The organism is Alkalibacillus filiformis (assembly GCF_030814115.1).
GTDB classification, from domain to species: Bacteria; Bacillota; Bacilli; order Bacillales; family Alkalibacillaceae; genus Alkalibacillus; species Alkalibacillus filiformis.
This window is the reverse complement of sequence record NZ_JAUSUP010000001.1, coordinates 799318-813663: the sequence shown is the minus strand read 5'-3', so window position 1 is coordinate 813663 and position 14346 is coordinate 799318. Positions and strand designations below refer to the sequence as shown.

The 14346-nt window shown below is 35.4% G+C and carries 20 protein-coding genes; 10 read left to right on the top strand and 10 right to left on the bottom strand.

The genetic code is table 11. From position 1 onward, the window contains the following. Positions 1-65 precede the first annotated feature (65 nt). The 9 genes from J2R98_RS04525 to J2R98_RS04485 form a co-directional block, all read right to left on the bottom strand. Positions 66-215 (bottom strand): hypothetical protein, encoded by a 150-nt coding sequence (locus J2R98_RS04525; protein ID WP_307066504.1) that lies wholly within the window; start codon positions 213-215, stop codon positions 66-68. Between the two features lie 72 nt (positions 216-287). After that, positions 288-1013 (bottom strand): RNA polymerase sporulation sigma factor SigK, encoded by a 726-nt coding sequence (sigK, locus tag J2R98_RS04520; RefSeq protein ID WP_307066502.1) that lies wholly within the window; start codon positions 1011-1013, stop codon positions 288-290. 210 nt (positions 1014-1223) lie between these two features. After that, on the bottom strand, positions 1224-1556 hold the full coding sequence (gene mnhG / locus J2R98_RS04515; protein WP_307066500.1) for a monovalent cation/H(+) antiporter subunit G: 333 nt from the start codon (positions 1554-1556) through the stop codon (positions 1224-1226). Continuing rightward, positions 1537-1842, bottom strand: a complete 306-nt coding sequence (locus J2R98_RS04510; protein ID WP_307066498.1) for a Na(+)/H(+) antiporter subunit F1 — start codon at positions 1840-1842, stop codon at positions 1537-1539. The genes mnhG and J2R98_RS04510 overlap by 20 nt, the downstream gene beginning before the upstream one ends. Beyond that, positions 1843-2319: a Na+/H+ antiporter subunit E gene (locus tag J2R98_RS04505; protein WP_307066496.1), complete on the bottom strand. Its 477-nt coding sequence runs from the start codon at positions 2317-2319 to the stop codon at positions 1843-1845. 6 nt (positions 2320-2325) lie between these two features. Beyond that, positions 2326-3807 carry a Na+/H+ antiporter subunit D gene (locus J2R98_RS04500; RefSeq protein ID WP_307066495.1) on the bottom strand — a complete coding sequence of 494 codons (1482 nt, stop codon included), beginning with the start codon at positions 3805-3807 and terminating at the stop codon, positions 2326-2328. After that, a complete protein-coding gene (locus tag J2R98_RS04495; protein ID WP_307066494.1) occupies positions 3800-4138 on the bottom strand; it encodes a Na(+)/H(+) antiporter subunit C in 339 nt (112 codons plus the stop codon). Before J2R98_RS04495 ends, J2R98_RS04500 begins: the two co-directional genes overlap by 8 nt. Continuing rightward, complete coding sequence (locus tag J2R98_RS04490) at positions 4139-6469, bottom strand: Na+/H+ antiporter subunit A (protein WP_307066493.1); 2331 nt, start codon at positions 6467-6469, stop codon at positions 4139-4141. 159 nt (positions 6470-6628) lie between these two features. Further along, positions 6629-6769, bottom strand: a complete 141-nt coding sequence (locus tag J2R98_RS04485; protein WP_307066492.1) for a sporulation histidine kinase inhibitor Sda — start codon at positions 6767-6769, stop codon at positions 6629-6631. A gap of 386 nt (positions 6770-7155) precedes the next feature. Here J2R98_RS04485 and J2R98_RS04480 point away from each other — a divergent pair, with 386 nt between their 5' ends. The 8 genes from J2R98_RS04480 to J2R98_RS04445 are packed head-to-tail and all read left to right on the top strand — an operon-like array spanning position 7156 to position 12137. Then, complete coding sequence (locus tag J2R98_RS04480) at positions 7156-7671, top strand: YqeG family HAD IIIA-type phosphatase (protein ID WP_307066490.1); 516 nt, start codon at positions 7156-7158, stop codon at positions 7669-7671. Position 7672: 1 nt separating this feature from the next. Further along, the gene (yqeH, locus tag J2R98_RS04475; protein WP_307066489.1) at positions 7673-8779 is read left to right on the top strand and encodes a ribosome biogenesis GTPase YqeH; all 1107 of its coding nucleotides are present in this window, start codon (positions 7673-7675) and stop codon (positions 8777-8779) included. 12 nt (positions 8780-8791) lie between these two features. After that, positions 8792-9592 carry a shikimate dehydrogenase gene (gene aroE / locus J2R98_RS04470; protein WP_307066487.1) on the top strand — a complete coding sequence of 267 codons (801 nt, stop codon included), beginning with the start codon at positions 8792-8794 and terminating at the stop codon, positions 9590-9592. 17 nt (positions 9593-9609) lie between these two features. Further along, positions 9610-9900, top strand: coding sequence for a ribosome assembly RNA-binding protein YhbY (gene yhbY / locus J2R98_RS04465; RefSeq protein ID WP_307066485.1), 291 nt, complete (start codon positions 9610-9612; stop codon positions 9898-9900). Positions 9901-9913: 13 nt separating this feature from the next. Next, entirely contained in the window at positions 9914-10474 is a 561-nt protein-coding gene (locus J2R98_RS04460) for a nicotinate-nucleotide adenylyltransferase (protein WP_307066483.1), read from the top strand. Continuing rightward, on the top strand, positions 10464-11045 hold the full coding sequence (gene yqeK / locus J2R98_RS04455; protein ID WP_307066481.1) for a bis(5'-nucleosyl)-tetraphosphatase (symmetrical) YqeK: 582 nt from the start codon (positions 10464-10466) through the stop codon (positions 11043-11045). Before J2R98_RS04460 ends, yqeK begins: the two co-directional genes overlap by 11 nt. Before the next feature lie 3 nt (positions 11046-11048). Beyond that, entirely contained in the window at positions 11049-11393 is a 345-nt protein-coding gene (rsfS, locus tag J2R98_RS04450; protein ID WP_307066479.1) for a ribosome silencing factor, read from the top strand. Positions 11394-11402: 9 nt separating this feature from the next. Further along, the gene (locus J2R98_RS04445) at positions 11403-12137 is read left to right on the top strand and encodes a class I SAM-dependent DNA methyltransferase (RefSeq protein ID WP_307066477.1); all 735 of its coding nucleotides are present in this window, start codon (positions 11403-11405) and stop codon (positions 12135-12137) included. Positions 12138-12215: 78 nt separating this feature from the next. On the opposite strand, the gene comER is transcribed toward J2R98_RS04445, so the two are convergent. Next, on the bottom strand, positions 12216-13052 hold the full coding sequence (gene comER / locus J2R98_RS04440) for a late competence protein ComER (RefSeq protein ID WP_307066475.1): 837 nt from the start codon (positions 13050-13052) through the stop codon (positions 12216-12218). A 57-nt stretch (positions 13053-13109) separates the two neighbouring features. Here comER and J2R98_RS04435 point away from each other — a divergent pair, with 57 nt between their 5' ends. Together J2R98_RS04435 and J2R98_RS04430 are read left to right on the top strand one after the other, a co-directional pair. Continuing rightward, on the top strand, positions 13110-13712 hold the full coding sequence (locus J2R98_RS04435; protein ID WP_307066473.1) for a helix-hairpin-helix domain-containing protein: 603 nt from the start codon (positions 13110-13112) through the stop codon (positions 13710-13712). Between the two features lie 61 nt (positions 13713-13773). Continuing rightward, complete coding sequence (locus J2R98_RS04430) at positions 13774-14343, top strand: ComE operon protein 2 (RefSeq protein WP_307066471.1); 570 nt, start codon at positions 13774-13776, stop codon at positions 14341-14343. The last annotated feature ends 3 nt before the right edge of the window (positions 14344-14346 follow it).

Sequence of the window (14346 nt, the reverse complement as noted above, 5' to 3'; positions counted from 1 at the left end):
TGTGCTTTTTAAGTTTTGAATAAATTAATTGTTTTGTGATTCATAAGTCTAACTCCTAAACAAAGTTAACAATATGATGTATACCAATAGTAACCACCACATATTAGAAGCAACAGTAGTGAAATGATCAATAATGCATAACCGATGTTTGAGTGGCCATGATGATGGTGATATAAAGGGTAAGGTGGGTACGATGGTTGACCATAATAATACATATAGTCCCACTCCTTTAGTCGTTCTTACTAATAAGCTATGAAACTGGTTTAATAAGTGAGTGGGTTGATGGCCTACTTCGATTGGTTATTTTTCTTTTTTCTCTCTTCTGCTCTGTAAAAGGCGTGAAACATTTTCATTAAAGCTCTTTTTTCAATTCTAGAAACATAACTACGAGATATACTAAGTGATTTAGCAATCTCACGCTGTGTATACTCTTCTTGATTACCAAGACCATAACGCTTTGCGATCACTTCTTTTTCACGTTCATCTAATAAATGAATGTATTGAAAAATCTGCTCGATTTCTATAGCTGTTTGTATTTTTTCAGTAAGATCAGGTGAATCAGATTTTAACACATCAATCAAGCTAATTTCGTTACCTTCTTTGTCATGACCGATTGGATCCTGCAATGACACATCTTTATTACTCTTTTTCGAAGACCTTAAAAACATTAAAATTTCGTTGTCAATACACCTTGCAACATATGTAGCAAGCTTTGTTCCTTTGTCTAAAGAAAAACTTTCTACTCCTTTAATAAGACCAATTGTCCCTATAGATATTAAGTCTTCTTGGTCTTCTTTGTTTTGTTCATATTTTTTGGCAATGTGAGCTACTAGTCTTAAATTGTGCTCAATGAGTTTGTTTCTAGCGTCTAAGTCTCCTTCTTGCCATTTTTGTAAATAATGCTTTTCTTCTTTAGGGGACAAAGGCTGTGGAAATGCATTTCCTTTTACATAAGCGATAAATAAATAGGGGTTTTGAAAAATGAGGGCAAGCAACTTCAATAAACTAATCATGTCATCAACTCCAAATCGTGATGGGTTGTTGCCTATAGTTAATTGTATGGTTGATGAAGACAAATGTGCGTGTACACACAAAATAATTAAAAAAATATCGATTTACACCATGTCCAGAGCCTCTAGAGTTCCCTCTATAAACAAAAACACCAACTATAAGGGTAAATACCTTACAATTGGTGTTTTATTAAATATAAGACATTTTAAAGCTTATTTCGACTCGTTTTTTAAATGGTCACGCTTCGTTTTATCCCACAGCTCAACACCAGAGTTATATGCGGCTCTAGAAATCATGTGTCCACTAATTGGAGCTGTAATTAATACGAAGACAATACCTAATAATAATTTCCCGCTTACAATACCTTGATCAAATAAAAGGTAAAGGAATGAACCTAGAAGTACCCCAGCTACACCAAGTGTTGCCGCTTTAGTTGCCGCGTGCAGTCTCGTATAAACATCTGGAAAGTGAAGAATTCCTAAAGAACCAGAAAGGATAAAAAATGTCCCTATCAATAATAATAGACTAATGATTATGTCGATCAATGATAACACCCTTTTCTAAGAATTTCGCTATTGCGATTGTACCTATGAATAATAGAATACCGATTAATAAAACAACATCATTCAATCGATCAGTACCCAAGTTAATCGCTTGTAAGCCAACTAAGGCCATCATATTAATACCAATCGCATCTAAAGCGACCGCTCGATCAGGGTTTGTAGGGCCCTTAATGGTTCTATAAACTAACATTAGAATGGATGTTGTGACACCAACAAAGCTTATCCATAAGACAACTTCTAACATTTGTGCGCCGAATTCGTTAAGCATTTATCGTGTCACCTCCATAATTGCTTTTTCAAATGTTTCTTTAATCTCAGTGATGGACGCTTCCACATCTGGAAGGTCCATCGCATGAATATAGATTTTCGAGTTATCATCTGCTACAGCAACTGATAACGTTCCTGGAGTTAAAGAAATTAAGTTACCTAAAAGTGCAATTTCCCAACTGCTCTTTAGCTCTATAGGTAACGCAAATATACCAGGTTCAATGTCTAATTTAGGCTTATACGCCAGTGCTATAATGCTTACACTTGATAAAATTAATTCACGTAAAAAAATCAAGTTTAATTTAATAATTCTATACAAACGAATGACATAAAAAATGTCTGGTACAAATCGTCTTAGGAAAAACAGTAAACCCATACCGATAAAGAAACCGATGAAAAATGAGAGCACTGTATATGATTCACTTAAGAACATCCACATAACCGCGATTAATAAGTTAAAAATAATCTGTATGGCCATAACACACTACTCCTTTAAAACAGAACTAATGTATTCTGTTCTGTCCATTAGCATATTTGCAATTGATTCAACATGAGGGTATACAGCTTCTGCACCTACTCCTAAGAAAATAGAAATGCTGACTAAAACGACACCAGGGATTGTTAAGTTGCGTACTCGTTTACGATCATCTGAGATGTTTTCCATTAAGTCGCCCCAGAATCCGCGAATGAAAATACGCATCATTGAGAACAAGATTAGTAAACTTGAAATCAAGGCAACAATGACGAGTAAAAACTCTTCCTGCTCTAAACCACCACGTAATAATAGGATTTTTCCAATAAAACCACTGAATGGTGGTACTCCAGCTAAAATTAATGAAGCTACGAAGAAGATCCATCCGAGTAATGGGAACTTCTGAATGACACCGCTCATTTGCCTTAAATCTTTCGTTCCTGCTGCAACTATTAATGCCCCGATTAAGAAGAATAGTGCTCCTTTAATTACCATGTCGTGCATTAAATAATAAACAGAGCCAGCAATTGCATCTTCAGTATAAAGGCCAATACCCATTAACATGAAACCAACTGCAGGGATAATATTATACGTGATGATCAATTTCACATTATTTGTCGATAGTGCACCAATGACACCAAATATCATCGTAAACATAGCTAACCAAATGAAAATTTGGTGTGTTACTCCCGTGTCATGTACGAAAATTAATGTAAACACTCTTAAGATTGAATAAATCCCAACTTTAGTTAGTAATGCACCGAATAATGCTGATACAACAGCATTAGGAACTACATAAGAATTTGGTAACCAATAGTATAGAGGGAACACAGCAGCTTTAACGGCGAACACAAAGAATAATATAATCGCAACTGTTGTTAAAATCCCTTCTTGTCCCACATACTCTACGCGTTCTGCTAATTGAGCAAAGTTAACAGTACCTGTAATTGCATAAATGAATGCAATTGCAGTAACGAACAGCATAGAGGAGAAAACGTTAAACATTACGTATTTCATCGATTCTCTTAGCTGTACTTTACCATTACCAAGTACGATTAACCCGTATGAAGCAATTAACAACACTTCAAAGAATACGAATAGGTTAAACAAATCACCTGTCATGAATGCACCAGCTACACCTGAAATCAGTAAGAAGTAAAAGGCATAAAAGTAAAAGCTTTCTTGTTGCTTATCAAGTACGGATGGAGCATAAAAGACAGCCGCAGTACCAATGATGTACGTTGTCATAACTAAAATCATGGATAGGCCATCTCCAACGATTGAGATGCCAAATGGAGCATCCCAACCGCCAGATTGAACAACAATTGTACCGTTCGTTAATACATGCCACGTTAATGCAGCTGTCATAATAGTTAATATGACAGACGTAATTTGAGAAAATTTACGTGAAAAATTTAACTTTTTAGGAAAGAACGCAGCGATAACACTTGCAATAAGTGGTAGGACTATAGGCAAAAATATTAAATTATTCATGATCACTACCTCGCAATTCTTCCATATTATCGGTCTTATTTAACGTATAAGTACGGTATGCTAACACTAATAAGAAACTTGTTACACCAAAAGCGATTACAATTGCTGTAAGGACTAACGCTTGTGGTAAAGGATCAGCATACTCCGTGACACCATCTACAACTAATGGAGGGGCACCTCTCTTTAGTTGAGCCATTGTTAAGAAATATAAGTGTGCCCCGTGAGAGATTAACACTGTTCCGACTACAATTCTTAGTAGTTGTTTTTGCAATAGATTGTATATACCAGCACCGAATAAAATCGATGCTAATCCTGTCATAATAATCTCCATTTATTTCGCCCCCTTATCTCGGCGAAGTTTAATCATTGCGATAATCGCTAATGCTGCTCCGAATAATACTGCTACTTCAAATAGAGTATCAATACCACGGAAGTCAACAAGGATTACGTTTACCATATTGTAACCACCGCCTAGAGGATCGGCATTTTCAATATAGTAATCAGCAATTGAATCAAATGCACGACTGTTATACGCGCTTACACCTATAACCATTAGTAATAGTCCGAAACCAACGGAAATCGCAACATTTACACCTTTAGTGAGTAACGGTGTTGTAGATTTCTGTAAGTTCGGTAAGTGATAGAAACATAGCATAAATAATACAACAGTTACTGTTTCTACAATTAATTGTGTGAGTGCTAAGTCAGGTGCTCGGTAGAATACGAAAAGAATCGCTAATCCATAACCAATTACACCGACTATAAGAATAATCGCTATTCTGTTATGAACAAAGATCGTTGCAATTGCAGCAATTGCCATGATAGCCGCTACAATTAGTTCTTTTACTGTAATTGGTGCAACGTCAGTAACTTCAAAGTTAACGCCGTTTGTTTGAATTAATACACCTAATGTAATAGCAAAGATCGCTGTGATCACTAGAACCATGTAAAATCTTAATGAACCTGTCATATATGAAGTTGTAATCTTATTTGAACCTTTTTCAATGTTTTCGATTAACCAATCATATACACGGTTAAAGCTTAAGCGCCCTGGTAAGACAGAATAAATGCCTTCCCATTTGCTCTTAGTAAGATACAGAACGATCCCTAACACTACGACAGCTACTGACATGTAGAATGCAGGAACTAATCCGTGCCAGAAGTAAATGTCTTTATTATTTTCAGCACCGAATACAGCATCAGCAGCATGCGTAATTAACCCCTGATTAAACATTTCAGGGAATAAACCAATTGTAATAACACCAAGTACTAAAATAAATGGTGGTAGAAGCATCATTTTCGGCGCTTCGTGTGGTGTTTGTGGTAACTCTTCCTCTTTGTATTTACCAGTAAATGTACCGAAGAATAGGTACATTGAGTAAACAAATGTAAAGATACTACCGACTACAGCTAAAACTGGTAAAGCAGCAACTAAAGCTTCCATAAATGGACCAGTTGCACTGTTTACCAATGTTGCATCAAAGAACATTTCTTTACTGTAGAAACCGTTTAAGAATGGTAATGGAACACCAGCCATTGAGAATGTGCCGAAGATCGCTAATGTAAACGAAATCGGCATAAACGTCATAAGACCACCGAGTTTTCGTATGTCTCGTGTACCTGTTTCATGGTCTACAATACCAGCAACCATAAACAAACTACCTTTAAAAGTTGCATGGTTTAAAATGTGAAAGACTGCGGCAAATAAGGCTACGTCTGTTCCGAACCCTAACATAGCCATAATCATACCTAATTGACTGATTGTTGAGTAAGCTAAGATTCCCTTTAGGTCTGTTTGTCTTACAGCCATGAAAGAACCCCAAACTAATGTCACGATACCAAATAAACTTAGTAAGAAGAAGAAATTTGGTTCTCCTCCTAAGATTGGTGAAAAACGAGCCATTAGGTAAATACCCGCTTTAACCATCGTAGCTGAGTGTAAATAAGCACTAACTGGTGTTGGTGCTTCCATCGCATCTGGTAACCAAATGTGAAACGGAAATTGTGCAGATTTGGTAAATGCACCAAGTAATAAAAACGCTAAAATAAAAGGAAAATAATGGCTGTCTACAATGACATCTGCTTGTGCAACCATTTCACGAATACTAGTAGTTCCTGTAACAATAGTTAATAGGATAATACCTGCAAGTAAACTGAAACCACCAAGTACTGTGATTAACATTGATTTTAATGCACCATAACGTGATCGTTCACGGTAATGCCAATAACCAATTAGTAAAAATGATGAAATCGATGTAAACTCCCAGAAAGCGTATAGAGCAAATACGTTGTCTGATAGTACAACACCTAACATAGCGGTCATGAAAATATAAAGGTAAGTGTAAAAATGACCTAGTTGTTCTTTGTGATTTAAGTAATAAATTGAATATAGAACAACTAAAGTACCAATACCGCTAATTAATAATGCAAATAATAAACTCAATCCATCTAGATGAAATGATAATGAAATATCAAGAGATGGAATCCATTGTACTGATTGTACTTGTGGTTCGAAGTTGGGCCCAACGAACTGTAAAAAGTACAAGAAGATCAGAAATGGTACAGGCAGTATAAGCCAACCTGTATGTACTTTTTCCTTCCATCGACTTAAGAAAGGGATCAGTACCGCAAATAATAATGGGGCAAAAACTGCATAGATCATACTTGTTTCATCCTTTCGAAAAATCTAAGCCGCAATAAATACAGTAACATTATAACGATATTTCATGTTCTTTGAAAAGAAAAACTCTGTGAACATTAAATAAAAAAAAGTGACACTCACGGTGAGTGCCACAGACTTATATATAGGAAGAAACTCCAACTAAGATGACTCTTTTAGGTGATCAATTAATTTTCGTTTTTTTAATTCTTTCTCTATAAGTTGAATGAAGTCATGATTTAAACCAAGATTTTTCGCCTTGTAATATGAATCAATTAATAACTGATCAGATAAGGTTTCCATAATACGTAAGCCGTAATGGCTTGCACCTCCCGCACGCTCACTTTAAAACTGTATTTATAATACCACTCTTTTTTCCTAGTCACAAACTAACATATATGTGTGTAACTTGTGTATAAATTGTTGATATTCAGGGGTGTAAAGCTCACGAAACTTGTTTTTACGCTGTGGGTAATGTGTGTAAGGTTATCCACAGGTGTGAAAAATGAAGGTATTTGTCGAACGAAAATGAAAAAATATAGGTATTGTATGGTAATTCGACGCATATTTATAATAATTTACACAGGTAAACATAAAAGTATTACTGTTTGGTCGAATTTTTTTTGAAAGATGGCGTCTGATTGTTTATGATGTTAAATAGTGAGAGTATAATATTAGAGGTGAATTCGTTGTTAAAAAAATTTCTGCCTAATGAACATGTCGAAACAGTTTTAGAAATTACACCAAGCTATTTGAAGGCTAAAGGTATTAAAGGTGTTATTACTGATTTAGACAATACACTAGTTGCTTGGGATCAGCCTGAGGCAACTCCGGAAATTAAAGAATGGTTTGAAACTTTAGAGCAAGAGGGCATTCATGTCACAATCATGTCGAATAATAGTGAAGATCGAGTGGCCAAGTTTAGTAAGCCATTAGATATTACTTTTATTTCAAAAGCTAAAAAGCCTTTAGGTAAGGCTTTTCAAAAAGCCCAAAAAGAAATGGGGCTAAGAGATGGAGAAATCGCTGTTGTTGGAGATCAATTGTTAACCGATGTATTAGGTGGGAACCGATCAGGACTTAATACCATTTTAGTTATACCAGTTGTTCAAACAGACGGCTTTTTCACTCGCTTTAACAGAATGGTGGAACGAAGAATATTTAATTACTTTAGAAAAAAAGGTATGCTTCATTGGGAGGATTAATATGGAACAAATACATTGCCACGGTTGTGGTGTTCAAATTCAAACGCATAGTGAGAAAGAGCTTGGTTATGCCCCGCTTTCAGCATTAGAGCGCGAAGACGTCATTTGTAAACGTTGCTTTCGGTTAAAAAATTATAATGAAGTACAAGATGTTGACTTGACCGATGATGACTTTTTAGCGATGTTACATGAAATTGGAGACCGAAATGGATTAGTCGTTAATATCGTTGATTTATTTGATGTTCACGGCAGTTTCGTAAGGGGTTTAAATCGGTTAGTTGGCGATAATGAAGTTGTATTAGTCGGGAATAAGGTAGATTTACTACCAAAATCTATAAACCATAATAAAGTGAAGAATTGGATGAAGCGAGTTGCGAAAGAATTTGGCTTAAAAGTTAAAGAAGTGTACTTAGTTAGTTCGGTAAAAGGAATTAATATGGAAGAGACAGCTTTTGAGTTAGAGAAGATCAGAAAAGGGAAAGATATATTTGTAGTAGGGTGTACGAATGTAGGGAAATCAACATTTATTAATTACCTTATTAACCGTTCTATTGAACAAGAACAAGTTATTACAACATCATATTTTCCTGGAACCACTTTAGGTTTTATTGATATACCACTTGATGACCAATCTTCAATGATTGATACACCTGGTATTATAAACGATCATCAGATGGCTCACTATTTATCGAAGAAAGATTTGAAAACAGTCACACCTAAGAAAGAAGTGAAGCCAAAAGTATTTCAACTAGAGGCAGAACAAACGTTATTCATCGGTGGTCTGGCTCGTTTAGACATCGATAAGGTTGATGAACAAAAAGGTTTTATTTGTTATTTTTCAAATGACTTAAACATTCATAGAACAAAGACTGATAAAGCTGACTTACTTTATGATCAACACCTTGGTGAATTGTTGTCACCTCCAACTGAAGAAACAATCGAAACTTGGCCTGAATTAGAAGCGAAAACTTTTCAAATAAATAGTGAAAAGAAGCAAGATATTGTATTTTCAGGATTAGGTTGGATTACGGTACCGAATGGACAGTCAACAGTTACAGCTTATGTTCCTAAAGGTGTTCGAGTATTAGTACGCGATGCCATTATTTAAAGGAGAATGTGAATGTTTCGGTTAGGTTTAATCGGAAATCCAGTAAGCCATTCTAAATCACCAGATATTCACCATGAGCTTTTGCAAGAACATAATTTAAAAGGTCATTATCAGTTGATTCAAACTGAAGATAGGGATTTAGGGAATAATATTGAGTGGATGAAAGAAGAAGGTTTTACAGGATTTAACGTTACAGTACCATATAAAGAAAAAGTAATCGAATATCTCGACTACTTGGAAGGTTCCGCACGAGTTATGGGTTCAGTCAATACGGTGAAAATCAATCAAGGAAAACTAATAGGCTATAATACAGATGGAGGAGGTTATGTAAAGTCATTATTAACTTTGTCTCCTAATTTTCTAGAAGATGCTGAGGCTAAAAGTATTCTTTTGCTAGGTGCTGGTGGTGCTGCTAAAGGCATTGCTCACCAGTTATTGCAGTCTCCATTCAAACAAATGGATGTTGCAAACCGTAACATAGAACGTGCGCAATCTTTAGATCACCAACTAGGGCTATCCAACATTCTAACGCTCAACGAGGCAATGAAAGAACTTGGACAATATGATTTAGTTATTAATACAACAAGTGTAGGTATGACACCTTATGATGGTGAGCAAGTTATTCCATTAGATTACGTAAAACCAGGTACAATAGTAAGTGATATCGTTTATAAACCTAAATGGACGTCATTTTTAATTGATGCCAAAAAAAGAAACTGCCAATTACTTTTTGGTGAATCTATGTTATATTATCAAGCGGTAAAGGCTTTTGAAATTTGGACAAACCCAGAATACAACCTTAATCAATTATGAGGCTAGGAGGAACTTCTTTGTTAACAGGTAAACAGAAACGTTATTTAAGAAAAGAAGCGCATCATTTAAGTCCGATCTTCCAAGTTGGAAAAAGCGGTATAAATAGAAATATGTTGGATCAAATAGATGAAACGTTAGAAAAAAGAGAGTTAATAAAAGTTAGTGTCTTACAGAATAACTTTGAAGATAAACATGACTTAGCGGACCAAATTGCTAAAGGTACCGACGCTCTTGTTGTACAAATTATCGGTAACATTATTGTGTTATATCGTGAATCGGTGGAAAATAAGCAAATCGAATTACCGTAAAGGTGGGTATACAATGAAGCGAATTGGGTTATTTGGCGGAACTTTCGACCCACCCCATCTCGGTCATTTAACAATATGTAAAACGGTTTTGAGCAGTTTGAATTTAGATGAAGTTTGGTTAATCCCAACTTATCAACCACCACATAAACAACAAGCTAAAGCTTCATTTGATCACCGTAAAAACATGTTACAATATTTAATTCATGATGATCCCCAATTGAAAATCTCCACAGTGGAAAGTGAGCGTAGAGGTCGATCATATACCATTGATACTGTAAAAATATTAAAAGAACGAGAAGCGGATAGTCAGTTCTTTTTTATAATCGGTGGTGATATGGTAGAGTATTTACCAAAATGGTATGCCATTGATGAACTGAAAACACTGATCCAGTTTGTTGGAGTTACTCGACCAGGCTCAGATTTTAATGATCAATCAGTTTTAAAAGTAAATATGGTGGAAATAGATGTTTCATCCACAGTCATTCGTAATCAAATCGAACGACATGAGAATCCTGAGGGTTTGCCAATTGAGGTGTACGATTATATAAAGGAGCATGGCTTATATGGAAGTTGATTATGCATTACAAAAGTCGAAGGCGGTTTTACCGACTAAGAGATATGAGCATGTTGAAAGAGTTACTGAAACGGCACTAAAATTAGCGGAAAGATATCAAGCAGATTCATACAATGTTGGTATTGCAGCAGCTTTACATGATTATGCTAAACATATGGACAAGTCACTACTTCAACATTGGATTGAAACCGCCATAGACATTCCTAAGGATTTAATCCATTATCACCATGAACTATGGCACGGTCCTGTTGGTGCAAAAATGATTCAACATTGGTTTATGATTGAAAACCGAGACATTTTAAATGCAGTCAGATGGCATACTACAGGTAGAGCAGGGATGGGATTAGTTGAAAAAGTTGTCTTTTTAGCTGATTATATTGAACCTGGGCGCCAATTTGATGCTGTATATAAAGCGCGTGAGTTGGCTCAACAAGACTTAGATCAAGCTTGCCAATACGCATTGAAACAATCGATTTTATTTTTGATTGGTAAAAAACAACCTATCTACCCTGATACGTTTCAAGCATATAATGAATTAACGAGATCAATAAAAAAAGATGGAGGTAACTAATACATGAATAGTCATGAGTTATTACAATTAGCAGCTAAAGCATGTGATGACAAACGTGCAGAAGAGTTAGTTGCTTTAGATATGAGAGAGTTATCCTTAATAGCTGATTACTTTCTAATTTGTCATGGTACAAACGAAAGACAAGTAGATGCTATTAGTAAAGGCATTAAAGAAGCGGTTGAAGAACAAGGTATAGAAGTGAAGAAAATTGAAGGAAAAGACGAAGCGCGTTGGGTTTTAGTTGATTTAGATGATGTCGTGGTCCACATTTTCCATAAAGAAGAACGCAGCTACTATAACTTAGAAAAGTTATGGGGCGACGCTGATCAAGTTGCTCTAACGGTCTAGAGGTCTTGTATGTATAAAGAAATGGCTCAAGTATATGATGAGTTAATGAATGATGCACCTTATGATAAGTGGGTTGACTTTACTAAACAAGCAACTAAGCCGTATTCAAAACGAGCTTCAAGTTGTTTGTTGGATGTTGGGTGTGGTACTGGTGAAGTGTCAGTTCGGCTTGCGGAACAAGGATACGAAGTGACAGCTTTTGATCAATCAGAAGAAATGATTGATCATGCAAGGGCCAAAATGGAACATGACCAGGAAATACAATTTCTAAAAGCTGATGCAACTGATTTTAAATTAAACAAGAACTTTGATGTTGTAGTTAGTTATTGTGATGTTGTTAATTATTTAACAGAAGAAAATAGTTTGACTAAGGCGTTTAATCAAATATACGACCATTTAACAGACGATGGTGTCTTCATTTTTGATATACACAGCCAAGGTTATGTCGAGTTCTTATTAGATTCAGAAATGTTCTCTGAAGTTAGAGATGACGTTAGTTATGTATGGTTTTGTGAGGGAACGAAACGTCCGTATGAAGTTGTACACGATTTAACATTTTTTGTGCAAACAGACTATGGATTGTACAAACGTTTTGATGAAACGCATAAACAGCGAACATTTCCAGTTGAGCAATACAAACATCTTCTTAGCTCAATCGGTTTTCAAAAAGTTACCGTTTGTTCAGATTTTAGCTTTGAGTATAGAGAAGATGCAGACAGATTATTTTTTATTTGCCAAAAATAAAAAGCAGCCAAAATTTGAAAGTCTGACTTTCCTATTTTGGTTGCTTTTTTTAGGTTTTTAATTAAAATAAATAATATACTAATTTTTTGTCGTTAATTGATTGACTAACTCATCAGCATGATTTTGCTCATTGTAAAACTTTTCATGGGTAGCTTTAAATACTTCGTTTAAACCATTTGGAACACAAAGTTCTAAAGCTTTCATACCTTCTCCAGTAATACCACCTTTGACCATAACTTTTTCTTTCAAAGAATTTAAATCATATAAATTTTCATCTAATAGTTTGCCGTAACCAATCATCATTGTCTCGACGAGTTGAGTCGCTGTTTCCTCATCTATACCAGTTTCTTCTTGTGCTGCTTTAATCATCGATTGTAATAAGTAACTTATAAACGCAGGCCCGCACGAAACCAAATCAGAGGCAACTCTAACGTATTGATCATTGATCTCAAGAGGAGAGGAGAACAGTTTACAAGTTTGTGTTAGCATTTGTTTCATTTCTTCTGTAATTGTTGAACCAAAGGTCAGAAGAGTTGTTCCTTGCAGGACACGATTCGTTATACTCGGAATCATTCTTGCAGTTTGACATCCCAATAGTTGCTCTAAATGATCAACAGAAACTGAGCTCGTAATAGACACGACCAACTGTTTTTCATTCAACTGTCCGTTCAGCCGATGAGCAACTGAAACGATTTCCTTCGGTTTTGTACATAAGAATATAACATCACACGTATCAGCAATCGCATCTACTGTTTGTAGAACATGAATACCTGGGTAATCTTCTTTTAGTTCATAGGCCTTCAAAAACGTGCGGTTATTGACATAAATATTCCGTTCATCTACTGCATTACTTTTTATTAATGCATTCATAATCACTGTTCCCATATTTCCTGTTCCGATAATTCCCCAATTCATAAGGATCCTCCCTTAAAAACGAACTTACCCTCATTTATATGAAAGAAGGTTAAAAACATGTTAATTCCTAAAAAGTGGTTAGTAGTAGTTATTATTATTTTTATGATTGTTTTTTACTTTATATTACACAGTGATGAAGAACTTGCTATAGAACATGAAAGTCAAAATAATACTAAACCACTGCTTGAAGACCAAGATGAGCGTGAGGAAGATGAAGAATTAGAAATAGAGGAGATAAAATGGGCTGTCGATATTAAAGGAGAAATTAAAAGTCCGGGAGTCTATACTGTTGAAGAACGGGGAAAAAGAGTTGTCGATGTGATTGAGCTAGCAGGTGGATTCACAGAAGAAGCTGATTCAAAGTTTGTCAACTTAGCGGAGTTGGTCTATGATGAAATGGTAATCTACGTTCCAAATAAAGACGAACAGACTGCAGGTAGTAATGTTACCCCAACAAATAAGGAAACGAAAATCCGAGTGAATACAGCAACAGTAGATGAGTTGATGACATTGCCAGGAATAGGAGAACAAAGAGCACAAACGATTATAGATTATCGAGAAGAACATGGCTCATTCACATCTGTTGAAGACTTACTAAACATAAGTGGGATTGGTGAGAAAACGTTAGAGAACTTTAAAGAAGACATTATTGTTCCTTAACTAATTCATTATTTACTATGTTGTGACTACGAATTAAAATGACTACAAGGAGGTATGGCTTATGGAGAGAATTTCTTGGGATCAATATTTTATGTCACAAAGCACTTTATTAGCTTTAAGAAGTACATGCGAAAGATTAGCAGTTGGTGCGACAATTGTACGAGATAAACGTGTTATTGCAGGTGGGTACAATGGCAGTCCATCTGGTAGTGTTCACTGTATTGATGAAGGGTGTAAGGTGATTGATGGACACTGTGTTAGAACAATACACGCTGAAGTGAATGCTATTTTACAATGCGCAAAATTTGGTGTAGAAACAGAAGGTGCAGAAATGTATGTCACTCATTTTCCGTGCTTAAATTGTTGTAAAACCATTATCCAAAGCGGAATCCAGAAAATTTATTATGCGCATGATTACAAAAATAATCCTTACGCGATTGAACTGTTAACAGAAGCAGGTGTGCAGTTTGAAAAAGTCGAATTAGATTATTTACATATCGACACAAATACGAAAGACAAGCTCTATTTCATAACATCGCTAATTGAAAAGTTAGAAGCAAATGGGGTCGAAGAGGAAGAAATTAAAGAATTAAAAATGAAAGCGAATCAATTATTCACATTTGCTGATTAGGCT